The sequence below is a fragment of the Caballeronia sp. GAWG1-5s-s genome (assembly GCF_023631445.1).
Taxonomy (GTDB): domain Bacteria; phylum Pseudomonadota; class Gammaproteobacteria; order Burkholderiales; family Burkholderiaceae; genus Caballeronia.
Map to the genome: position 1 here is coordinate 263,845 of NZ_JALQDC010000001.1, position 21,617 is coordinate 285,461.

23 protein-coding genes are annotated in these 21,617 nt (G+C 65.1%); 6 read left to right on the forward strand and 17 right to left on the reverse strand.

The features are described 5' to 3' along the window. Positions 1-474: 474 nt before the first annotated feature. Together NCR34_RS01250 and NCR34_RS01255 are read right to left on the reverse strand one after the other, a co-directional pair. Complete coding sequence (locus NCR34_RS01250; protein ID WP_250498900.1) at positions 475-1,257, reverse strand: PIG-L deacetylase family protein; 783 nt, start codon at positions 1,255-1,257, stop codon at positions 475-477. 409 nt (positions 1,258-1,666) lie between these two features. Beyond that, on the reverse strand, positions 1,667-2,686 hold the full coding sequence (locus NCR34_RS01255) for a bile acid:sodium symporter family protein (RefSeq protein WP_250498901.1): 1,020 nt from the start codon (positions 2,684-2,686) through the stop codon (positions 1,667-1,669). A 472-nt stretch (positions 2,687-3,158) separates the two neighbouring features. Between NCR34_RS01255 and NCR34_RS01260 the strand changes: the two genes are divergently transcribed. Further along, a complete protein-coding gene (locus NCR34_RS01260) occupies positions 3,159-3,527 on the forward strand; it encodes a hypothetical protein (RefSeq protein ID WP_250498902.1) in 369 nt (122 codons plus the stop codon). Positions 3,528-4,062: 535 nt separating this feature from the next. Continuing rightward, entirely contained in the window at positions 4,063-5,166 is a 1,104-nt protein-coding gene (locus NCR34_RS01265; RefSeq protein ID WP_206467342.1) for a porin, read from the forward strand. Positions 5,167-5,245: 79 nt separating this feature from the next. Here NCR34_RS01265 and NCR34_RS01270 read toward each other — a convergent pair whose 3' ends face one another. Then, complete coding sequence (locus tag NCR34_RS01270; protein ID WP_250498903.1) at positions 5,246-6,208, reverse strand: NAD(P)H-dependent flavin oxidoreductase; 963 nt, start codon at positions 6,206-6,208, stop codon at positions 5,246-5,248. 220 nt (positions 6,209-6,428) lie between these two features. Here NCR34_RS01270 and NCR34_RS01275 point away from each other — a divergent pair, with 220 nt between their 5' ends. Next, positions 6,429-7,316: an alpha/beta fold hydrolase gene (locus NCR34_RS01275; protein WP_250498904.1), complete on the forward strand. Its 888-nt coding sequence runs from the start codon at positions 6,429-6,431 to the stop codon at positions 7,314-7,316. 140 nt (positions 7,317-7,456) lie between these two features. Here NCR34_RS01275 and NCR34_RS01280 read toward each other — a convergent pair whose 3' ends face one another. Genes NCR34_RS01280 through NCR34_RS01305 form a run of 6 tightly spaced genes read right to left on the reverse strand, consistent with a single transcriptional unit; the run spans position 7,457 to position 11,876 of the window. Continuing rightward, complete coding sequence (locus NCR34_RS01280; RefSeq protein ID WP_250498905.1) at positions 7,457-8,371, reverse strand: MBL fold metallo-hydrolase; 915 nt, start codon at positions 8,369-8,371, stop codon at positions 7,457-7,459. Then, positions 8,368-8,925: a DUF1289 domain-containing protein gene (locus tag NCR34_RS01285; protein WP_248322373.1), complete on the reverse strand. Its 558-nt coding sequence runs from the start codon at positions 8,923-8,925 to the stop codon at positions 8,368-8,370. The genes NCR34_RS01280 and NCR34_RS01285 overlap by 4 nt, the downstream gene beginning before the upstream one ends. A 35-nt stretch (positions 8,926-8,960) precedes the next feature. Continuing rightward, on the reverse strand, positions 8,961-9,473 hold the full coding sequence (locus NCR34_RS01290) for a YbaK/EbsC family protein (protein WP_175938982.1): 513 nt from the start codon (positions 9,471-9,473) through the stop codon (positions 8,961-8,963). 22 nt (positions 9,474-9,495) lie between these two features. Beyond that, positions 9,496-10,416, reverse strand: a complete 921-nt coding sequence (locus NCR34_RS01295) for a hydroxymethylglutaryl-CoA lyase (RefSeq protein WP_248320898.1) — start codon at positions 10,414-10,416, stop codon at positions 9,496-9,498. A 30-nt stretch (positions 10,417-10,446) separates the two neighbouring features. After that, complete coding sequence (locus NCR34_RS01300; RefSeq protein WP_248320899.1) at positions 10,447-11,388, reverse strand: 2-hydroxyacid dehydrogenase; 942 nt, start codon at positions 11,386-11,388, stop codon at positions 10,447-10,449. A 5-nt stretch (positions 11,389-11,393) separates the two neighbouring features. Next, the gene (locus tag NCR34_RS01305; protein WP_206467350.1) at positions 11,394-11,876 is read right to left on the reverse strand and encodes a VOC family protein; all 483 of its coding nucleotides are present in this window, start codon (positions 11,874-11,876) and stop codon (positions 11,394-11,396) included. A 157-nt stretch (positions 11,877-12,033) separates the two neighbouring features. Here NCR34_RS01305 and NCR34_RS01310 point away from each other — a divergent pair, with 157 nt between their 5' ends. Together NCR34_RS01310 and NCR34_RS01315 are read left to right on the forward strand one after the other, a co-directional pair. Continuing rightward, the gene (locus NCR34_RS01310) at positions 12,034-12,642 is read left to right on the forward strand and encodes an RBBP9/YdeN family alpha/beta hydrolase (RefSeq protein ID WP_248322374.1); all 609 of its coding nucleotides are present in this window, start codon (positions 12,034-12,036) and stop codon (positions 12,640-12,642) included. A 74-nt stretch (positions 12,643-12,716) separates the two neighbouring features. Continuing rightward, positions 12,717-13,715, forward strand: a complete 999-nt coding sequence (locus tag NCR34_RS01315; protein ID WP_175938987.1) for a sulfate ABC transporter substrate-binding protein — start codon at positions 12,717-12,719, stop codon at positions 13,713-13,715. A gap of 48 nt (positions 13,716-13,763) precedes the next feature. Here NCR34_RS01315 and bioB read toward each other — a convergent pair whose 3' ends face one another. The 5 genes from bioB to NCR34_RS01340 form a co-directional block, all read right to left on the reverse strand. Next, positions 13,764-14,795 carry a biotin synthase BioB gene (gene bioB / locus NCR34_RS01320; protein ID WP_248320900.1) on the reverse strand — a complete coding sequence of 344 codons (1,032 nt, stop codon included), beginning with the start codon at positions 14,793-14,795 and terminating at the stop codon, positions 13,764-13,766. A gap of 6 nt (positions 14,796-14,801) precedes the next feature. After that, positions 14,802-15,503 (reverse strand): dethiobiotin synthase, encoded by a 702-nt coding sequence (gene bioD / locus NCR34_RS01325; RefSeq protein ID WP_248320901.1) that lies wholly within the window; start codon positions 15,501-15,503, stop codon positions 14,802-14,804. A 7-nt stretch (positions 15,504-15,510) separates the two neighbouring features. Beyond that, positions 15,511-16,701 carry an 8-amino-7-oxononanoate synthase gene (gene bioF / locus NCR34_RS01330; protein ID WP_248320902.1) on the reverse strand — a complete coding sequence of 397 codons (1,191 nt, stop codon included), beginning with the start codon at positions 16,699-16,701 and terminating at the stop codon, positions 15,511-15,513. Continuing rightward, entirely contained in the window at positions 16,698-18,005 is a 1,308-nt protein-coding gene (locus tag NCR34_RS01335) for an adenosylmethionine--8-amino-7-oxononanoate transaminase (RefSeq protein WP_250498906.1), read from the reverse strand. The genes bioF and NCR34_RS01335 overlap by 4 nt, the downstream gene beginning before the upstream one ends. Before the next feature lie 291 nt (positions 18,006-18,296). Further along, complete coding sequence (locus NCR34_RS01340) at positions 18,297-19,541, reverse strand: dienelactone hydrolase family protein (protein WP_248320904.1); 1,245 nt, start codon at positions 19,539-19,541, stop codon at positions 18,297-18,299. Between NCR34_RS01340 and NCR34_RS01345 the strand changes: the two genes are divergently transcribed. Further along, positions 19,507-19,752, forward strand: coding sequence for a hypothetical protein (locus NCR34_RS01345; protein ID WP_250499007.1), 246 nt, complete (start codon positions 19,507-19,509; stop codon positions 19,750-19,752). The genes NCR34_RS01340 and NCR34_RS01345 overlap by 35 nt on opposite strands. Positions 19,753-19,868: 116 nt before the next feature. Here the strand turns inward: NCR34_RS01345 and NCR34_RS01350 are convergent, their stop codons facing one another. From NCR34_RS01350 to NCR34_RS01360, 3 genes are read right to left on the reverse strand one after another with little or no spacing between them, the layout of a single operon-like run. Continuing rightward, positions 19,869-20,288, reverse strand: a complete 420-nt coding sequence (locus NCR34_RS01350) for a YchJ family protein (RefSeq protein ID WP_248320905.1) — start codon at positions 20,286-20,288, stop codon at positions 19,869-19,871. After that, positions 20,285-20,893 (reverse strand): glutathione S-transferase family protein, encoded by a 609-nt coding sequence (locus NCR34_RS01355; protein WP_248320907.1) that lies wholly within the window; start codon positions 20,891-20,893, stop codon positions 20,285-20,287. The genes NCR34_RS01350 and NCR34_RS01355 overlap by 4 nt, the downstream gene beginning before the upstream one ends. A gap of 28 nt (positions 20,894-20,921) precedes the next feature. Then, a complete protein-coding gene (locus NCR34_RS01360; protein WP_248320908.1) occupies positions 20,922-21,599 on the reverse strand; it encodes an SDR family oxidoreductase in 678 nt (225 codons plus the stop codon). Positions 21,600-21,617 lie beyond the last annotated feature (18 nt).

Below are 21,617 nucleotides of genomic sequence, written 5' to 3' on the forward strand. Positions count from 1 at the left end.
CTTGAACGCGGCAGCGATGACGTGCTCTGCGCTGCGCGTTCGCTCATGATGTCCGGTTCGCCGGCGACACAGCATCGTGGCGCGCGTCGTGTCGGACCCAACTTGTGAGCGCATTAGTCGCCGTCATGCCTTGGCTGTACGAACGAACGGACGCAACCGCGGACTTGTCGCGGCATCCGAACGTGCCTGCGTTGCTCGCGGACGCGTCGCGCGGGTCAGACCCATATGAGTTCACGGCTCCCCAAGCCGCAGGCACAGTGCCGGCGAAACCGTCGCCTGCGTCGGCGCCGCATTCGGTCCGAGCGGGCTGCGTAAAGCTCGCTCGCAGGTCAGCATTGACCGCTGACCACGCCCGGATCGAGCGAAAGACGCGATCTCGAGCTTGCCGTCGAAAGCGGCGCAGCCTGAGTGCCCTGATCCGTCGTGTTAGCTCAAGATTCCCGACTCGCGCAACTCCGCACCGTCGCGTGCCGCTCAAATCAGCACGACCTCATAAGGCCGCGTCAGCCGCGCAAGCACATGTTCCGGTAGCACCGCCGCCTGTCCTGTCGCCGTATCCGGTTCCAGTTGGCTGCGGAAAGCCTGCACCGCTCGCAGCTTCCGCGCAAGCGTTGCTTCGTCGAGCACGATCTTGCGGGCACGGCTCCACGGTACGCGGGTATCGTCGGGGGACGCCCAGTCCCACGTGCAAAGCGGCACTTCCACGAAGGGCAAGCCGAGCGCCGTGGCGGCCGAGAACGCGGCACGTCCCACCGCCTCGTGATCCGGATGGCCGTCGTGACGCCACGTCGCGAAGACGATGTCGTCCGGTTGCAAGTGGCTGGCGAGATAACCCGACAAACCCGGCTCCATGTGCTGCGCGCTGCCATGCTGCAGGCCGAGCCTCGCTACCTGCACGTTTCGCAGATGCAGCCGCTGCAACGCTTCGCGCGTTTCCATCGGGCGAACGGCGGCGAGGCGCTCCGGCGTCCATTCGGTGGAATTCGGGTGGCTTGCGGTACCGTCCGTGACCGCGACGATCAGAAGGTGCCTGCTGGTCTCCGATAGCTGCGCGAGCAATCCGCCTGTTCCGAGAACTTCTGCGTCAGGATGCGGCGCAACGACGACTGCGCGTGCGCCGGGCGGCACGAGATCGCTCGGATGCACTTCCGGCAATGCGCCGAGCCGTCCCCAACTCTGCCATGTGGCTTCCGGCGTGCCTTGAGCGGAGGGCTCGCTGTGCTGCGACGGCGAAACGCGAGTCTTGAGCGCGGCCATTCAATGCTCTCCCTATCCATTCGCGCGCAGCTTCACCGCAGCCGCGGCATGCGACGCGCGGACAGAGCCCGACGACGCGCACGACCGCGCAATGCCGGATCGCCGCGATAACCGGCTCCTTGCAGCAGAAGTTCATGGATAAGTGATGTGCTGTTCATGGCTTTCCCCGTGCTCGCCTATGCGAGTTATGACCGCAGTGTGGCAAGTCATGTACCCGATTGACACTCGGCCGAATGGCATAGGCAAAAGCGCCGGACTTCGGGCATTCGACTGTCGCGTGATGCTGCCAACGATCAGGTTGTTTTGCCTATGCCGTTCGGCCGAGTCGACGTCGAAGGAGGCTTCGGCTCAAATGACAAAGAGGCCGCACGAGGCGGCCTGTTCGAAGCGGAGAAAGACGATGCAGCGGTCAACGGCGGGCGGGCGCCCCGACGGTTTTGCCTTCGCGCACGGGCTCGGCGGCAGTCCTGCGCGAGCCCCAACGCTGCGCGAGTACGGCGCACACCATCAGCTGGATCTGGTGGAAGAGCATCAACGGCAGTACCACCGCACCCACGGCGTGGGAGGCGAAGATGACCTTCGCCATCGGAATGCCGGACGCCAGACTCTTCTTCGAGCCGCAGAAGATGATGGTGATCTGGTCCGCGCGGCCGAAGCCCAGCCGTTTCGCGCTCAACGCGGTGATGAAGAGCGCGGCCGCAAGCAGGACGATGTTCACGACGAGCAGGCCCGCCAGCGCCGAGACAGGAATCGAATGCCAGATGCCTTCGTTCACCGCTTCGCTGAATGCGACGTAGACGACCAGCAGGATCGAGCCCTGATCGACGAACTTCAGCACCGGCTTGTGGCGGTCCACCCATTTGCCGATGGCCGGACGCAGCAATTGCCCGGCGATGAACGGCACGAGCAGTTGCAGCACGATATTGCCGACGGTGTGCCAGGGCGAGCCGGTGGTTGCGCCGTGATTGCTGACGAGCACGCCGACGAGCGCGGGCGTAATGAAAATGCCGAGCAGGCTGGAGGCCGACGCGCTGCACACGGCGGCCGGCACGTTGCCCTTCGCCATCGAAGTGAATGCGATGGAGGACTGCACCGTGGACGGCAACGTGCAGAGAAAGAGGATGCCGGTGTACAGCGCCGGGGTGACGAGCGGACTGAGAACAGGCTTGAGCGCGACGGCCAGCAGCGGGAACATCACGAAGGTACTGAGCAGCACGAGCAAATGCAGACGCCAGTGCGTCGCGCCGGCGACGATCGCCTCCCGGGAAAGCTTCGCGCCGTGCAGGAAGAACAGCAGCCCGATGGCGATGTCGGTGATCCAGTTGAACGCGACCGCCGCACTGCCGCGGCACGGCAGCAAGCTGGCGATGATGACGGTGCCGATCAGCGCAAGCGTGAAGTTGTCAGGAAGGAGTTTGGGCCGTGCCATCTAGGAAGTCTCGCACTCGGGCGCGCCGGACAGTCTGGCCGGCTAACGTCGCGTCAGGGAAAACCATGATTTTCGCCTGCGGTCGATTGAATTGGCAAATTCATTTCTTCGATCGATTGATTCCGCTTTCGCATGAAAACGGGCGAAGCCGTGGCGAAGCGCAGCAACTTTCAGGCCGCGCCTGCTCGCAGAGAACGGCGCTATCGTCCTATGAATCTGCTCGCAAATAAGGACGGCGAAGCGAAAAAACTCTGACGTAACATGGTGTTACAACCATCGCGCGGACCTAACACTTTTTGGCTCGACGGCTCGCGCGAAGGTTAATAAATTATTGGATGCGCTGGTCGGGCGATGGGCTCATCGTTCGCGTCGATAGTGGTGTGCAGACATCGACGACGGCTCGCGCCTCCGTAAGCGGCTATGGCTGCGCTCGAACGGATGAATACTCGTGCTGGATGCAGGCAGTTCTGACATGGCGCCCACAGGCTTTCGCAAGACGACTCGGTTTCTCGCTTCCACCGCGCTGATTGGGCTCGCGGCGGCAGGATCGCTCGCGCTGGCGGGGCCGCGTGCGGAATGGCTGTCGTCGGCCGTGTTCGAGGATTCGGCCGCGAGCCGCCAGTCTCTGCATGCCACGCCGATCGCCGCCAAGGAAGGGCTGACCCCCGTGAGCGCCGAGATGCGCCCGACGCCGCGCGGCGAGCAGGCCGCGCCGTTCCACGGCACAGGCTCCATCCGCGCCGACATCACGCGCTATAACGAAGAACGCAACGTGCCCCGTCCGCAGGGCCGCCCGTCGGACGACGGCCGCACGCCTGCCGCGTCGAACTTCCGCAACTGAGCGGCCCGCCCCGCCCACGCGCGTCTCTCGATCGCGCGGCCCGATGCCTCGTCTTGTTTCGTCCTGGTTAACGAAAAACAATTGGCGCGTCCAGCCCGCATGTCGCGGTGACGTAATCTCGCCACAATAAGGCGTCACTTTTCCTGTCAGACGTTCCCCTCTTTTTTCCGCGCAAGGACAATGCGGCCTTCGGCTCATTGCGCGCTTCCCTTTGTTTCGAAACTCCTTTCATCGCGTCGGAAGGCGCGCCGCGCCTGCTTTCCGGTGGGTCGCATCGCGTGGTTCGCAGCCGTGCGATGCGGGCGGCGTGCGAAAAGCATGAGCGTCGCGATCGACGCTCGCATGACGGAGTACTCGAAACGCTATACCCGCAATAACGATAAACATTTTTGACCGGAGAAATGGTCCGTAAAGATGGTGCCGCTCCACACGCGATGCCTCTCGTCAGAAGCCCATTACGCCGGTCAGACGAGGTGAGCCCCAGGTTCCTCGCCCGCCACGCTTTTAATTTTCGACAAAGACAGGAGAGTTCAAGATGCCAACCGTCAACCGTGCGCCGCGCAACACGCTGAAAGCGGCGGTCAGGGCCACCGCAGTCGCAGCGATGATCGGCTTTTTCGCCGCGGGCGCTGCTCACGCGCAATCCAGCGTGTCGCTGTACGGCCAGGTCGACGAATGGGTCGGCGCCACCAAGTTTCCCGGCGGCCAGCGCGCGTGGAACGTCAGCGGCGGCGGCATGTCGACGTCGTACTGGGGCATGAAGGGCGCCGAAGACCTGGGCAACGGCTACAAGGCGATCTTCACGCTCGAGAGCTTCTTCCGCGCGCAGAACGGTCGCTACGGCCGCTTCGACGGCGACACGTTCTTCGCCCGTAACTCGTATGTCGGCATTCAAGGTCCGATCGGTACGTTCACCGCTGGCCGCCTGACCACGCAACTCTTCGTCTCGACGATTCTGTTCAACCCGTTCGTCGACTCGTACGTGTTCTCGCCGATGGTCGCTCACGTCTTCCTCGGCCAGGGTACGTTCCCGACCTACACGACGGATCAGGGCGTGACGGGCGACTCCGGCTGGAACAACGCCGTGCAGTACACGACGCCTGACTTCAACGGCCTCTCCGGCAGCGCGATGTACGCGTTCGGCAACAGCGCCGGCGACAACCGCTCGAAGAAGTACAGCGCGCAGTTCCTGTACTTCCACGGCCCGTTCGCGGCGACCGGCGTCTATCAGTACGTGAACTTCAACAACACGCCGGGCGATCTGCCGACGTCCAATGCCTTCACGATTCCCGGCTTCAAGAGCCAGAGCGTCGGGCAACTGGGGGCGTCGTTCGACATGAAGTACGTGAAGTTCTTCGCGCAGTACATGTACACGAAGAACGACATCGAACCGACCTCGTTTCACGTCAACACGGGGCAGGGCGGCGTGACGGTGCCGGTCGGCCCCGGCACGGTGATGGCGTCGTACGCGTACTCGCGCAGCAACGGCGGTCTCGACCAGACGCACAAGAGCTGGGCAGTCGGCTACGACTATCCGCTCTCGAAGCGCACCGACGTGTACGCCGCGTACCTGAACGACAAGTACACCGGCATGTCTTCGGGCGATACGTTCGGCGTCGGCATCCGCGCGAAGTTTTAAGCGGAGCGCCAAGGCCGCAAAAGAAAACACCGCGCCGAGTGCGCGGTGTTTTTTTGCAGACGACCCCAGAAGCGGAGAATCAACGAATCGCCAGCCGCCTCTTCGCCTCCTCATACTCTTCTTTCAGCCGCGCGACCAGTTCGGCGACGCTCGGCGTGTCGTGCATCAGGCCGACGCCCTGGCCCGCGCCCCAGATGTCCTTCCACGCCTTCGCCTTGCTCGATCCATCGCCGAAATTCATCGCGGTCTTGTCGGATTCGGGCAGCGCGTCCGGGTCCAGCCCCGCGTTCAGGATGCTCCGGCGAATGTAGTTGCCGTGCACGCCCGTGAAAAGATTCGTGTAGATGATGTCCGCCGCGGTCGAATCGACGATTGCCTGCTTGTAGCTGTCGAGCGCATGCGCCTCGCGCGTTGCGATGAAGCGCGTGCCCATGTAAGCGAGGTCCGCGCCCATCGCCTGCGCAGCGAGAATCGAGCCGCCGTTGGCGATCGATCCCGACAGCACGATCGGTCCATCGAAAATGCGCCGCACTTCGCCGACGAGCGCGAACGGCGACGTGGTGCCCGCGTGCCCGCCCGCGCCCGCCGCGACGAGAATCAGCCCGTCGACGCCCGCGTCCAGCGCCTTTTGCGCGTGCCGCAGATTGATGACGTCGTGCAACACGATGCCGCCATACGAATGCACGGCGTCGATCATCTCTTTGACCGGCGCGCGCAGGCTCGTGATGAAGATCGGCACCTTGTGCTCGACGCACACGCGCACGTCATGTTCGAGCCGCGCGTTCGACTGATGCACGATCTGGTTCACCGCGATCGGTCCGACCACTGCATCCGGATTCGCCGCCTTGTGCTCGGCGAGCGACGCCTGAATCTGCGTGAGCCATTCGTCGAGTAGTTCGGCCGGCCGCGCGTTCAGCGCGGGAAACGAGCCGACGATACCCGCCTTGCATTGCGCGAGCACGAGTTCGGGGTAACTGACGATGAACATCGGCGAGCCGATGACGGGAAGCGCGAGATTCTGCAGGACGGCGGGAAGGGCCATGAGACGAGTCTCCTGATGTGTCATCTCGTTCGACGCTAGCGTAAGCATGCCTCGAAGCGATGAATAGGAACGATCGTTCGATTATAGGCAGCGCGAGCTTGCTTTTGATCGGGGCAAATCCGAGTGAATCCTCGGTTTTCAGGCAATTCGGGCGTTCGTCGAGTGAGCATTCCAAGCGCCACGCCTACAATGACCTGCACCGCGACAACAAGAACTCACCATGTCATTCGCAGCCTACGAGCCGTTTAGCGTCGACGCCGCGGGCGTCGCGATCGCGGGCGTGAAGGGCGGCAACGGTCCGCCGCTTCTGCTTCTGCACGGCCATCCGCAGACGCACGAGATCTGGCACAAGTGCGCCGACGTTCTCGCGCGCCACTTCACGGTGATCGCGACGGATCTGCGCGGCTACGGCGCGTCGGCGAAACCCGAGAGCGACGACCAGCACGCGCCGTATTCGAAGCGCGCGATGGCCGCCGATCAGGTCGCCGTCATGCGGCACTTCGGCTACGAGCGCTTTCTCGTGTGCGCGCATGATCGCGGCGCGCGCGTCGCGCATCGCATGGCGATGGATTTTCCCGGCGTCGTCGATCGCCTGATGCTGCTCGACATCGCGCCGACGCTCGCCATGTACGAAGCGACCGACCGCGAGTTCGCGACCGCGTATTTCCACTGGTTCCTGTTGATTCAGCCGTCGCCGCTGCCGGAACTGCTGATCGGCGGCAATCCGAACGCGTATATCGACCGCGTGATGGGCAATCGCCATGCGGGCCTCGCGCCGTTCGCGCCGCATGCGTTGCAGGCGTACCGCGATGCGCTCGCGCAGCCGGGCGCGGTCTACGCGATGTGCGAGGACTATCGCGCGTCCGCGAGCATCGACCTGGAACACGATCGCGCCGATCGCGAGCGCGGGCTCAAGATCGCGTGTCCGCTGCGCGTGCTGTGGGGCGAACAGGGCGTGATCGAGCGATGCTTCGACGCGCTCGCCGAATGGCGGCGCGTGGCCCGCGACGTGAGCGGCCGCGCGCTGCCGTGCGGGCATTACATTCCCGAGGAGCAGCCGGATGCGTTGATCGACGAGATGCTCGCGTTTTTCGACACAGACGCATGACGAGCGAGCGTCAACCATCTGTAGGGAAAGCACCGATGCACGGGGTATATCGTCGGGTTACGATCGACTCGACGTTGATCACGTCTATGTTCGCCGCTTGCCGTAGCTGACAAGCGGCTTTCTTTTTGCCCGCGCATTTATCACGCGAGGGCCACCACGCCCGCGTTCACCTTCACCGCGCCCGCCTGCGCGAGTTCCCCGACGATTCTCTCCAGCAACGCGCGGCGCTCGCCCGGCGCGGCAAGCGCATTCGCGGCGGCGCGCATGGCGCGCGCCGTTGCAGTGGTCGCAAAGAGCGCGTCGAAGCTCATCGCGCGCACTTCCATCAGCTTGAAGACGATCAGCACCTTCAGCGCGTTCTTCGCGTTGCGGGCGGGATCGGCCTGCAAGTAGTCGAGCCGCGACGAGGCGACATCGAGCGCGCGCGCCACGTCCGTGAACGGCGCGCCGTGGCCGGGAATCACGAGACCGACGTCGAGCCGCGCGATGAGTTCGAGCACCGCGCGTTCTTCGGCGAAACCGCTTGCGCCTTCGAGCTCCGGAAAGATCACGCCGAAGCCGTTCTCCCACAGCGCGTCGGCGCTGATGAGCACGCGCGTCTCGGCGCAGTAGAGCATCAGCGAGTGCGGGTCATGTCCCGGCGCGCCGAGCACGGACCATGCGAGTCCGCCGAGCATGAGCGTCGCGCCCGTCGCGATGGTGCCCGTGAAGCCGAAGCGGTCGCACCGCTGGCCGGTGGCGTTGAAACTGAGCGCGTGCTCGTCCCATTCGCGCACGGCGTCGGCTTCGCTCGCGGGGATCAGCGTGTCGCACGCATACGTTTGCTGAAGCAGCGCGTTGCCGCCGCAATGGTCCGAATGCAGATGCGTATTCACGATCAGATCGAGCTGGCGGCGCGGACCGAGCTTTTGCCTGACGAGCGCTAACGTTTGCGGCGCATGCGAAACGTAGCCGGTATCGACGAGCGCCGCGCCTTCGTCGCCGACGAACAGCACATTGTTCGACGAGAGCCAGCCGCGCTCGAAAACGGTCATGGAGTCGGGTAGCGCGTTCAAGGCGCGGTCTCCTTCGGCATGACGACGATGGTCGCCGTCGCCTTCATCACGGTTTCGCCGAGTTGATTGCGGGCGCCGCCTTCGAGCTTCGTCAGGTCGCCGCCGAGGCTCGCTTTCCACTTCGCTTCAATGACTTGCCAGCGCATGGTGAGCACGTCGCCGGCTTTCACGGCGCGCGTCAACTTGATGCCGAATTCGAGGCCGAGCGGCTGCGCATATCGCGCGAAGTGGTCGGCGATCATCGCCATGAGATGCGCGGTCGGCTGCGTGCCGGACGCGATCAGCGCGCCGAAGCGGCTCGCGCGCGCATAGGCTTCGTCGTGATGCAGCGGGTTCGTATCGTTGACGAGCGCCGCGAATTCGCGGATGGAATCGGCCGGCAGCGCGAGCGTCGCCTCGAACGATTCGCCCAGCATCACGACGCGCGCGCCTTGCCTGCGGCTCGGGATGCGCGCGAGCACGCCGCGTTTCGCGGCGTCGTCATACGCGCTCCATTCGGCGATCTCGTCGATGGTGCGAAAGCAGCCATCGCAAAAGCCCGTTTGCGCGTTCATGCGGCAGACGTCGACGCACGGCGACGGCACGCCGTTCATTGCGCCGCCGTCTCGCGCAGCGCGACATCGGCGACCGGCGCGCCCGTCAGATCGATCAACTCTTGCGGCGACAGGTTGAAGACCGCATGCGGATGCCCGGCCGCGGCCCACAGGCTGTCGAGCGCGAGCAGGTCTTCGTCGATCAACGTGACCGGCTCGACCGCATGCCCGATCGGGCACACGCCGCCGATCGCGTAGCCGGTCTTTTCGCGCACGAACTTGGCGTCCGCGCGGGCGAGTGCGCCGACGCGCGCCGCGACTTTCGCTTCGTCCACGCGATTCGCGCCGCTCGCGATCACGAGCACGGGCGCATCGTCTTCGCGGCGGCGAAAAAGAATCGACTTGGCGATCTGCGCGATCGAGCAGTCGAGCCCGGCCGCCGCTTCCGCCGATGTCTTGCCGGTCTCGGGCAGCATCACGACCGGATGCGGATGACCGCGCTCCTGCAACAGCAACGCGACGCGGCGCGCGGAGTCGGGCAGGGCTTCGATAGGAGTCGGTTCGATCATGGAGTTTCTCTTCGTGACACGCTTAGACGCAGACTTCGCCGCTCTTTTTCTTCGCCAGCAACGCGCGGCCGGCGCGCGAGGCGCTCGGCTTGCCGATTGCGCGCGAAATGAAATCGCCGATCTCGACGAGTTCATCGAGATTCACGCCGGTCTCGATGCCGAGCCCGTTCATCAGATACACGACGTCTTCGGTCGCCACATTACCCGTCGCGCCCTTCGCGTACGGACAGCCGCCGAGCCCCGCCACCGACGCATGAAAAATCTCGATGCCTTCGAGCAGCGCCGCATAGATGTTGCCGATGGCCTGGCCGTACGTATCGTGAAAGTGGCCCGACAGACGCTCGCGCGGAAACACCTTCGATGCCGCCGCGACCACTTCACGCGTGCGCTTCGGCGTGGCGACGCCGATGGTATCGGCGATATCGATCTCGTCGCAGCCGAGCGCCTTCATCCGCTCGACCACATCCACTACGGACGCCACGCTCACTTCGCCCTGATACGGACAGCCGAGCGCGCACGAAATGCTCGCGCGCAGCCGCATGCCGGCTTCCTTCGCGGCTTTCGCGACCGGCTCGAAACGCGCGATGCTCTCCGCGATGCTGCAATTGATGTTCTTCTGCGAGAACGCCTCGCTCGCCGCGCCGAAGATGACGACTTCGTCGGCCTTCGCTTCGAGCGCGCCCTCGAAGCCGCGCATGTTCGGCGTGAGCACGGAGTAGATGGTGCCCGGCCGGCGCTCGATGCGGGCCATGACGCCGGCGGCGTCGGCCATTTGCGGCACCCACTTCGCGGATACGAACGACGTCGCCTCGACATTCACGACGCCCGCGCGCGCGAGCCGGTTCACGAGCTCGACCTTTGTTTCCGTCGAGACGAATTCCTTCTCGTTCTGCAGACCGTCGCGCGGTCCGACTTCGACGATTTTCACTTTGGTGGGAAGCATGGCTGTCTCCGTTATAAGCCCTCGCGCGATTCAGTAACCGCGCTCGAAATCCACGATGCCGCTGATCGCTTCGCCACGCGCGAGCGCCCGAATCTTCGCGGCGATCTGCACGACGCTTTCCTCGCGCAACGTCTCCGCCGAGATGTGCGGCGTGATGCTGACGCGCGGATGCCGCCAGAACGGATGATCGGCGGGCAGCGGCTCGGCATGGAACACGTCGAGCATCGCGCGGGACAACTGCCCGCTGTCGAGCGCGGCGAGCAAGTCGGCGTCGACGACATGCGGACCGCGCGCCACGTTCACCAGATACGCGCCGCGCGCGAGCTTGCCGAACGCGCGAGCATTCAGGATGCCTTCGGTATCCGGCGTATGCGGCAGCAGGTTGATGAGCACCTTCGCGCCGTCGAGAAAGGCATCGAATCGCTGGGGGCCGGCGAAAACTTCGACGCCAGCGATGACCTTCGGCGTGCGGCTGTAGCCGCGCACCGGCACGCCCAGACCGACCAGCGCACGCGCCACTTCAGCGCCGAGCACGCCCAAGCCCAGCACGCCGACCGTGAAGGTCTTGCGCGCATGCTGCGGCAGTTTCTGCCAGCGGCCTTCGCGTTGCAGCGCGTCGTATTCGTCGAAGCGGCGCATGAAGCGCAGCACGGCATAGGTCGCGTATTCGACCATCTGCTGCGCCATGCCGGTGTCTTCCAGACGCACGAGCATGGCGTTGGGCGGCAGCGTGCCCGGCTCCTTGCGCTCGACATCGAGGATGGCATCGACGCCCGCGCCGAGATTGAACACGGCCTTCAGATCCGGACGATCGGCGAAGAGCTCGCGCGGCGCGCGCCACACGACCGCATAGTCGGCGTGCGCGGTGTCGCCCGGTTGCCAGACGCGCACGTCCGCTTCCGGCAGTTCGCGCGCGAAGTCGCGCAGCCAGGCGTCCGTGTCCGTGTGTTGCTCGTAGAAGATGATCTTCATGCGGCTCACTTGGCGAACAACTGGCCGATGTCGTTGAACGCCTTGAATTCGAGCGCGTTGCCGCACGGATCGAGGAAGAACATCGTGGCCTGCTCGCCGACTTCGCCTTTGAAGCGGATATGCGGCTCGATGATGAACTTCGTCCCCACGCCCTTCAGACGCTCGGCGAGCGCGTGCCAGTCGCTCATCGAGAGCACGACGCCGAAGTGGCGCACCGGCACGGCGTCGCCATCGACGGCGTTCTTCGCGGCGGGGCGTGCCTCGTCGGGCGAAAGGTGCGCGACCAGTTGATGCCCGAAGAAATCGAAATCCACCCACTCGGGCGAACTGCGTCCTTCGGGACAGCCGAGCAACTCGCCGTAGAACGCGCGGGCGTTCTCTAGACTGGTGACGGGAAAGGCGAGATGGAACGGCTGCAGCGTGCGTTGCGTCCTCGAATGGTCCGCGTGCTCGAAGCGGCCGGCGGATTCATCGGGTAGATCGGACATACGGCCTCCCTGTGGCGACGATGCGGCGATTCGGGACATTTTACGGTGACGGCGCGCTCGGCGTGCGGCTGCGAATAACCAAATGACGATTGAATCGTTCGCGGCCGCGCTGCATCACGCGAGAATGAAGCCTGAACCGAATGCAGCCGAGGCACGCATGAACATGAACGACGAACCCTTGCGGCGGCCTGTGCTCGTGACCGTGCCCGGACTGCACGGCAGCGAAGGCGCGCACTGGCAGAGCTGGCTGGAGCGGCAATACATGGAAGCATCGCGCGTCGAGCAGGCCGACTGGGACGCGCCGCATCTCGACGAGTGGGCAAGCGCCGTCGAAGCGCGGCTCGACGCGTTGCAGCGGCCCGCCGTGCTCGCCGCGCACAGCTTCGGCTGTCTGGCGGTCGCGCATGCGTTCAGGCGTGCGCGTAGCCGCGCACTCTCGCGGGTGACCGGCGTGTTGCTGGTCGCGCCGGCAAGCCCCGACAAGTTCCGGCTCGCGGGCCGGTTCGAGCCACAGCGACTTGCCGTGCCGTCGATCGTGGTCGGCAGCGAGACGGACCCGTGGATGCCGATCGACCGGGCGCGCAATCTCGCGCAGCATCTGGGCAGCGCGTTCGTGAATTTCGGCGATGCCGGGCACATCAACACGGCGGCGGGCTTCGGTCCGTGGCCGCACGCGAAGTATCTCGTCGATACGCTCGCGCATTACGCGCCGCCCGAGGCGAACGCCGAGCGCGAGCGATTGCAGCGTGAACATGCGTATGGCTGATGCTGCTTAAGCGCATCCGATAACATACATGGCCGCCTTCGAGCGGCCTTTCGCTTTCTGATTACGGGGAAATCATGGCGGCATTCAGGCAAATCGCGCTCGCGACATTGATGATGGCGACGGGCGTCGCGCACGCGGACACCACGCTGCTCAACGTCTCCTACGACGTGACGCGCGAGCTATACAAGGACATCGACGCGGCCTTCGTCGCGGACTACAAAAAGCGCACCGGCGAGACCGTATCGGTGAGGCAGTCGCATGGCGCGTCGAGCGCGCAGGCGTTGTCGGTGATGCAGGGCTTGCAGGCGGACGTGGTGACGATGAACCAGCCGAACGACATCGACCTGCTCGCCGAGCGCGCTCAGCTTGTGCCGGCCAACTGGCGCACGCGCCTGCCGAACGGGAGCGCGCCGTACACCACCACGATGGTGTTCCTCGTGCGCCACGGCAATCCGAAGCACATCAAGGACTGGAGCGATCTGGCGCGGCCCGGCGTGCAGGCGGTCATCGCCAATCCGAAGACATCGGGTAACGGACGCTACACGTATCTCGCGGCGTGGGGCTACAAGAAGCAGCAGGGCGCGACCGACGCGCAGGCGCAGGACTTCGAGAAGGCGATCTTCGCGAACGTGCCGGTGCTCGACACGGGCGGACGCGGCGCGACGACGACGTTCACGCAGCGCGGCATCGGCGATGTGCTCGTGACGTTCGAAAACGAAGTGGGGCTGATAGAAGCGGGCGCGGGCGCGAAGGATTTCGACGCCGTGTATCCGTCGTCGAGCTTGCTCGCGGAGCCGCCGGTTTCGATCGTCGATAAGGTGGTGGACAAGCGGGGCACGCGCAAGGAGGCACAGGCGTATCTCGACTTCCTGTACACGCCGCAGGCGCAGGAGATCATCGCGCAGCATCATCTGCGGCCGCGTAACGCGGACGTGCTCGCAAAGCATGCGAGCGAGTTCAAGCCGCTGAAGACGTTTACGGTGGAGCAGGTTTTTGGAAGCTGGCAGAAGGCGCAGCAGACGCATTTTGCGGACGGCGGGACGTTTGATCAGATCGTCGCCGACAAAAAATAAAACCCCCGCGGGGCTCGCGAGCACCGACGCAAGCCCCGCGCTTAACGCTCAATCCCCGCAGTGCCGCGCCGCCGTTTCGTGCGCCGCTTCCGCCCGCATTCCCAGCCGCTCGATGAGCTTCCGGTCCGCTTCCGCCTGCGGATTACTCGTCGTCAACAGTTGATCGCCGTAGAAGATCGAATTCGCGCCCGCCGCGAAGCAAAGCGCCTGCAACGCCTCGTTCATCTGCTCGCGGCCAGCCGACAGACGCACCATCGCCTTCGGCATCGTGATGCGCGCCACCGCGATCGTGCGCACGAACTCGAACGGATCGAGCGCCTCGGTGCCGGTCAGCGGCGTGCCCGCCACCTGCACGAGATTGTTGATCGGCACCGACTCCGGATACGGCTCCATGTTCGCGAGCTGCGAAATCAGACCCGCGCGCTCGCGACGCGATTCGCCCATGCCCACGATCCCGCCGCAACACACGTTGATGCCCGCATCGCGCACATGCTCCAGCGTATCGAGGCGGTCCTGATACGTGCGCGTCGAGATGATCTGGCCGTAGAACTCCGGCGACGTGTCGAGGTTGTGGTTGTAGTAATCGAGGCCCGCATCGCGCAGCGCCTGCGCCTGATGCGACTCCAGCATGCCGAGCGTCACGCACGTCTCCAAGCCCATCGCCTTCACGCCGCGAATCATTTCCTTGATCGGCTCCAGATGACGGTCCTTCGGATTGCGCCACGCCGCGCCCATGCAAAAGCGCGTCGCGCCGTTGGCCTTCGCGGTTTCGGCGGCCTTCAGCACGGCATCGACTTCCATCAGCTTGTCGGCCTTCACGCCCGTGTCGTGATGCACGGACTGCGGGCAGTACGCGCAGTCTTCCTCGCAGCCGCCCGTCTTGATCGACAACAGCGTGGAAAGCTGCACGGCGTTCGGATCGAAGTGCTCGCGATGCACGGTCTGCGCGCGATACAGCAAATCGTTGAACGGCAGTTCGTAGAGCGCGACGACATCGGCGACGCGCCAGCGCGCGGGCGCTTGCGTCGGCGTGTGTGCTTGGGCGTGTTGAGCCGTGCCGGCAGTGAGAGTCTGCGTCATGTGAGTTCAGTCCTTGAGATGAAGCGTGTCGAGCAGCGCGGGCACGTCGAGATGATCGGCGGCGCGCGCCGCATCGCGCGACGTGAGATGCGGAATCACGCCCAGAAGCGGCGCGGCAATGCGTTGCTTGAGCGTGGCGATGTTTTCGTCGGGATACAGCATAGTCGGATCGACGCGATTGGCCACCCAGCCCGCGAGCGTCAGCCCGCGCGCAGCAATCGCTTCGGCGGTCAAGAGCGCATGGCTGATGCAGCCGAGCCGCATGCCGACGACGAGCACCACCGGCACATTCAGCGCGACGGCGAGATCGGCGGTGTCGTGCGTCTCGTCGAGCGGCACGCGAAAGCCGCCGACGCCTTCCACCACGACGATATCCGCGCGCGTCGAAGCCTCGCGGTGCGCATCCACGATGCGCCCGATATCCAGCGCGATGCCTTCGCGCGCCGCCGCGATATGCGGCGCGATCGGCTCGCGCATCATGAACGGCGTGCGCATGTCGGGCGGCAGCGCGACGCTCGCGGCGGCGTCCAGTTGATCGGCGTCTTCGTTGTGCAGCATGCCGTCGCGCATGACGGCGCCCGACGCGATCGGCTTCATCGCGGCGGCGCGAAGGCCCGTGCGAGCGAAGCCGTGAAGCAGCGCGCAGGAGACGAAGGTCTTGCCGATCTCCGTATCGGTGCCGGCGACGAAAAGTGATAAAGCGGTCATAGCGTGTTCAAAGCGTATTCAAAGCGTGGCCGAGACGGTCGAGGTCTTCGCGACTATGCGCGGCGGAAAGCGAAATGCGCAGGCGCGACGTGCCGGACGGAACCGTCGGCGGTCGAATGGCGGGCACCCAAAGGCCCTGTGCGTCGAGCGCGGCGGCGATGGCGAGCGTCTCGTCGTTGCCGCCGATCACGAGCGGCTGCACCGCCGTTTGCGAATCCACCGGAAGCCAGCGCGTGCGCTTGAGCATGGCGCGCGTGGTGTCGATGAGCGTAGCGAGATGCGCGCGTCGCGCGTCGCCTTCATCGCCCGCAATGAGCGCGATGCTCGCCGATACCGCATGCGCGACCGCAGGCGGCGCGGCCGTCGTGAAGATATACGGACGCGCGCGCTGCACGAGCCATTCGACGACCGTGGCGTGCGCCGCGACGAACGCGCCCGCGACGCCCGCCGCCTTGCCGAGCGTGCCGACATAGACGAGATGCGGCGAGCGCAGCGCGAAGTGCGCGAGCGCGCCGCGACCTTGCGGGCCGAGCACGCCGAAGCCGTGCGCATCGTCGACGACGAGCCACGCGCCGTACTTCTCCGCCAGTTCGACGAGACCCGCGAGCGGCGCGATATCGCCGTCCATGCTGAAGACCGTGTCGGTGACGATGAGTTTCGTCGCGGTCTCGTCGCGCGAGGCATCCAGCATGGCGTCGAGCGCGGCGAGGTCCGCATGCGGATAAATCTGCGTCTGCGCGCGGGAAAGCCGCACGCCGTCGATCAGCGAAGCGTGATTCAGCGCGTCGGAAAACACGAGCGTGCCGCGCCCGGCCAGCGTCGTGAGCACGGCGAGATTTGCCATGTAGCCGGTGCTGAAGTAGAGCGCGCGAGGATCGTCGACGAAGCCGCCCGAGAACGCGGCCAGATGGTCTTCGAGTTGGGCATGAGCCCGCGAATGGCCGCCCAGCAGATGCGAACCGCCGCTACCCGCGCCGTAAAGCGCAGCGCCTTCGGCGAGCGCCGCGCGGATCGCTTCGTGCGCCGCGAGGCCGAGATAGTCGTTGCTCGCGAAGCCGATCATCGCGCGGCCATCGACGGTCATATGCGCGGAATTCGCGCCGTCGATGATCCTGCGACGGCGGCGCAAGCCGCGCGCGTCGATATCAGCGAGACCCTGATTCAGCGTCTCGTAGAGCGCCTGCGTGGTGTCGTTCATGCGGCGCACTCCGCGAGCGTGGCGTCGAGCGTATCGAGCGTGCGCCGCGCGAGCAGCGCGAGTTCGTCGTCCGAGAGGATGTACGGCGGCATCATGTACACCGTCTTGCCGATGGGACGCATCAGCAGTTCGCGCTGCAACGCGTTGGCAAAGAAGCGGCGCGAGAACGCGGCATCTTCTGTATCGACGTCGAACGCGAAGATCGTGCCGCGCTCACGGAAGTTGCGCGTGCGCGCGTGCTTCGCGAGCGGCTGCAATGCTTCGCGCAGCAACGCCGACTTGCGTCGGTTTTCGGCGAGCACGTTCGCGCTTTCGAAGAGATCGAGCGTTGCAAGCGCCGCGCGGCACGCGAGCGGATTGCCCGTGTACGAATGCGAATGCAGAAAGCCGCGCGTGATGTCGTCGTCGTAGAAGGCGGCGTAGATTTCGTCGCGCGTGAGCACGAGCGAAAGCGGCAGATAGCCGCCGCTGATGCCCTTAGACAGGCACACGAAATCCGGCCACACGCCCGCCTGCTCGCACGCGAAGAAGGTGCCGGTGCGCCCGCAGCCGACCGCGATCTCATCGGCGATCAGATGCACGCCGAACTCGTCGCAGAGCGCGCGCAGGCGCGTGAGATACGACGCGTCGTACATCGCCATGCCGGCCGCGCACTGCACGAGCGGCTCGACGATCACGGCGGCGAGACGCGCCGCGCGTTCGGCGAAGAGCGCGCGCATCGCGTCGATCGCCGCATCCACGCCCGCCGACGCCGGCGATGCGACCACATGCGCGTGGCGAATCAGCGGATCGTACGCGTCCTTGAACAGCGCGACATCCGTCACGCCGAGCGCGCCGATGGTCTCGCCGTGATAGCTGTTCGCGAGACACGCGAACTCGCGCTTCTCGCTCTGGCCGCGATTGCGCCAGAAGTGAAAGCTCATCTTCAGCGCGATTTCTACCGCCGAAGCGCCATCGGAGGCGAAGAACGCGTGGCCGAGCGTCTTCTGCGTGAGCGCCGAAAGACGCTCCGCCAGTTCGACGGCGCTCGCGTGCGTGCAGCCCGCGAGCATCGCGTGTTCGAGCGTGTCGAGCTGATCCTTGAGCGCGCGGTTGATATCGGGATTCGCGTGGCCGAAGAGATTGACCCACCACGAACTGATGGCGTCGAGATAGCGGTTGCCCGCCGGATCGTAGAGCCACGCGCCCTTGCCGCGTGCGATCGGCACGAGCGGCATGCGCTCGTGATGCTTCATCTGGGTACACGGGTGCCACACGGCGGCGAGCGAACGCGCGACCCAGTCTTGATTGGCTTCTGTGTTCAAAACGGCTCCCAGGCCCGCGCGAACGCGAGCCGGCACATCGGGCAGGCGCGGCGGCCTGCGCTTTTCGAGGAAACTGCGCGAGAGTTTCGCGCGCTCCAATTATCCCGAAAATGCGCGCGGCCTTCGCTTTTCGCCCACCATTTGGACGATGCAGCCGCGCGCATGCGACGTGCGAAAACGCGCTTTCGCACGCAACTTCGCCGAACGCGACGGCTAATCGTAGGATAGCCGCCTCAAGATGCAAAAACGCCGGCGCAGCGGCCGGCGTCGTTGGAAGCGTGAACTGCGCGTTCAGCGCGAGGCCGTCTGCGTGTCCGCGCTGTTGTTCTTCCAGACCACCGCGTTATCGACCGCGTAGAGGCGGCACGGATCGCTGCTCTGCTTCTGGCAGCCGGCAATGGCCACGGCCATCGGATCGTCGCCGCCTTCGGCCCACGACCACGCGCCCGAGTCGGACACGGCGAACGCGCGGCTCGAATACTGGCTCAGGAAATTGCGATACCCGGCGCGGCCGGCTTCATCGACGAACGGAACCGACTGCACGGCGTCGAGGCTCGCGAAATCCGTGGCGTTCGGCGCGTGCGGCTCGGCGACCTGATACTGCACGGAGGTCGGCATGCCGACTTGCGCGAGGAACGCCTTCACGCGCGGCCACCAGATCTGCACGCCGTCGCGATCGCCGACGAGCCGGTGCGCGTCGTTCTTGTAGGTGCCGAAGTCGACCATGTTCGACCGCGCGCCGTGCGAGACGAACGCCGTGTACATCTGCGACGCGAGATCGCCCGGCCAGACCGAATCGTTATCGCCGTACAGCCACAGCGACGGCAGGCGGACATTCTCGCCATACGCGCCGAAGGCATCGACGAGATTCTTCTGCCAGCCCGCGCATTCGTCCTGCCGCAAGCCGCCCGAGAAATTGATGAGACCGCGCACGCCCGGCGCGGCGAGCGCATCGCGCGCGCCGTAGGCGATGGTCGTCAGCCCGCCGTGCGACGTGCCCGCGACGACGATATGCGTCTTGTCGACGTAAGGCTGCGCGCTCATGTACTCGACGGTGGCGGCGACGTCGCGCGCCTGCGCGAAACCGTTGGCTTCGACATTGCAGCCGTGGCCCGCATAGTCGCCGCCGGAGCCCGCGAAGCCGCGGCGGTTCGGCACGACGACGACATAGCCGTGACGCACGAACTCACGCGCGAGCGCGACCGGCCGGTTGCGCGGCTGGGCGTGCGAATCGCCGGGAAGCTTGCCGTGATTGAAGACGATCATCGGGAACGGGCCCGCGCCGTCCGGTTTAAAGACAGTGGTTTCGAGCGCGATGTCGTCTTCCGGCACCTCGATGACCGTTTCGTTCAGGCCATTCGCGACGACCGGCAGCCGCGCGTCGAGCGCATCCGGAATCTGGCTGAAGACGGGCGCCGCGAGCCCTTCGGATTGGCGGATGCCGCCGATCGGTTCGGCGTGCACGACGGACGCGACCAACGACGCCGCGAGCGAGCATGCCATGCTGCATCCGACCAACCAGGTTCTGATCGCCATCCGTGAACTCCGACCGCACTCGAATCAATGTGTTGATATGACGCGGACCCCGAATCGCCGGTTGAAGTCACAAGCTGGCCGCGCTGCTGACAATGAGCAGTGTGGAATGCCGGGCGTTGGAGTCATGCCTCGAAAAGGCATGACAAATGGCTTCAAACTGGAAAAAACGGGTGACCGCATTTGGCCGGGCGCGAGAATGACAGCGCCCTGACGCAAACACAGATTACCCGTTCAAAATTGCACTGCACAATAAAGGAAACCCCGTAACAGCTTAATCTGAAAGGAGAAGTTCAGGAAATTAATACCGTCTTGTTTTTAAGCGACGATTTACTTTTCGATGATGTCGCCGTCGATATAAATCCAGTGGCTTTCGGCATTGCGCGTGAAACGGCTCGCTTCGTGCAGCCGATGCGCGCGCCCGCCGACTTTGTATCGCGCGACGAATTCGACTTCTTCGTGATTGGCGTCGATAACCGCGTGCCGTTTGATCTGCAAGCCAAGCCAGCGCGTGCCGTCGCCGGAAGCGTCGAGGTCGGGCGGACAGGTCTTCGCGTCCCATGTCGCGCGCAGATAGGCGGTGTCGCCGAGCACATAGGCGGTGTAGCGCGAGCGCATGAGTTCCATCGCGTTTGCCGGAAACGCGCCGCCTTCGATGAAGCGGCCGCAGCAGTCCGCATAGCGCGGCGCGCGCGCGTCCGGGCGCCGCGACGGCGCTGCGCCGCCGCACGGACAGTCGACCGGCGTCATGCATCGACTCCCGGCATCTCGACATGGCCAGGCTGATTGCGCACGCGATCCAGCCACGCGCGAATGGCCGGATAGCGCGACAGATCGAGCCCCGCTTCGTCGGCCACGTGCGTGTAGGCGTACAGCGCGATGTCGGCCACCGTGTAGCGCTCGCCGACAAAGAACGTGCGCGACGCGAGATGCTGCTCCATCACGTCGAGCGCGCGATACGAACCGGCGGTCTTCTCGGGCAGACGCGGATCGTCCGGCTGCTTCAGAAACTCGCGGATGAAGCGCGCCACCGCGACATACGGCTCGTGGCTGTACTGCTCGAAGAACATCCATTGCAGCACTTGCGCGCGTTCGAGGCGATCGTCGGGAAGCAGCGCGGAGCCTTCGGCGAGATAGCAGAGAATGGCGTCGGATTCAGAGAGCGTCGTCGTTTCGTCTATGACGAGCACGGGCACCTTGCCGTTCGGGTTCAGCTTGCGGAAGGCGTCGGTGCGCGTCGCGCCGTGCATCATGTCAACTTCGTGCCAGACATAGGGCAAGTTCAGTTGTTCGAGCGCGAGCCGCACCTTGTAGCAGTTGCCGGACGCCGACACGCCGTGCACGTGATAAGTCATTCCCCGATTCTCCTTGTCATGGCGCGGCTCACCAGTCGAGCCGCGTGCCGTCGTACTGAATGAAGCGGCCGTTGTACTCGTCGCGCAGCGCGTGCGCTTCTGCAATGACGGCGCGCATGCCGGTGACGCTGCGCGCCACGTCGATGGCCGCGGAGGGCCCGCCCATTTCCGTGCGCACCCAGCCGGGATGCAGCGCGAGGCACGCCGAATGACGCGACTGCACCGACGCCACCTTCAGCGCCGAGTTGAGCGCCGCCTTGCTGGCGCGATACAGCCAGCCGGTCGTGCCGCTCGCCTCGCTAATGCTGCCCATCTTGCTCGACACGACGGCGAGCACGCCGTGCGCGGCATCGACGAGCGGCAGCAGCACGGGCATCAGTTGCATCGGGCCGCGCACGTTAGTATGCATGACGTGATCGAAGTCTTCGGCGCTGATGGTCTCGACGCCTTCGGTGCGCGGGCCGTAGACGCCGGACACGATGATCGCCACATCGAGCCGCTCCTCGTCGAGCTGCCACGCGAGCGCGGCGATCTGCTCCGGCTGCGTGACGTCGAGCGAAAAGGTCTGCGCGCCGAGCGCATCGAGCGCGGAAAGGGCGGCTTTGTCGCGGGCGGTGGCGAGCACGCGCCAGCCGTCGCGCGCATATTGACGCACGAATTCGTGGCCGATGCCGCGAGACGCGCCGAGAATCAGAGCGGTTTTCATCAGTCGTCCTTTGTTGTC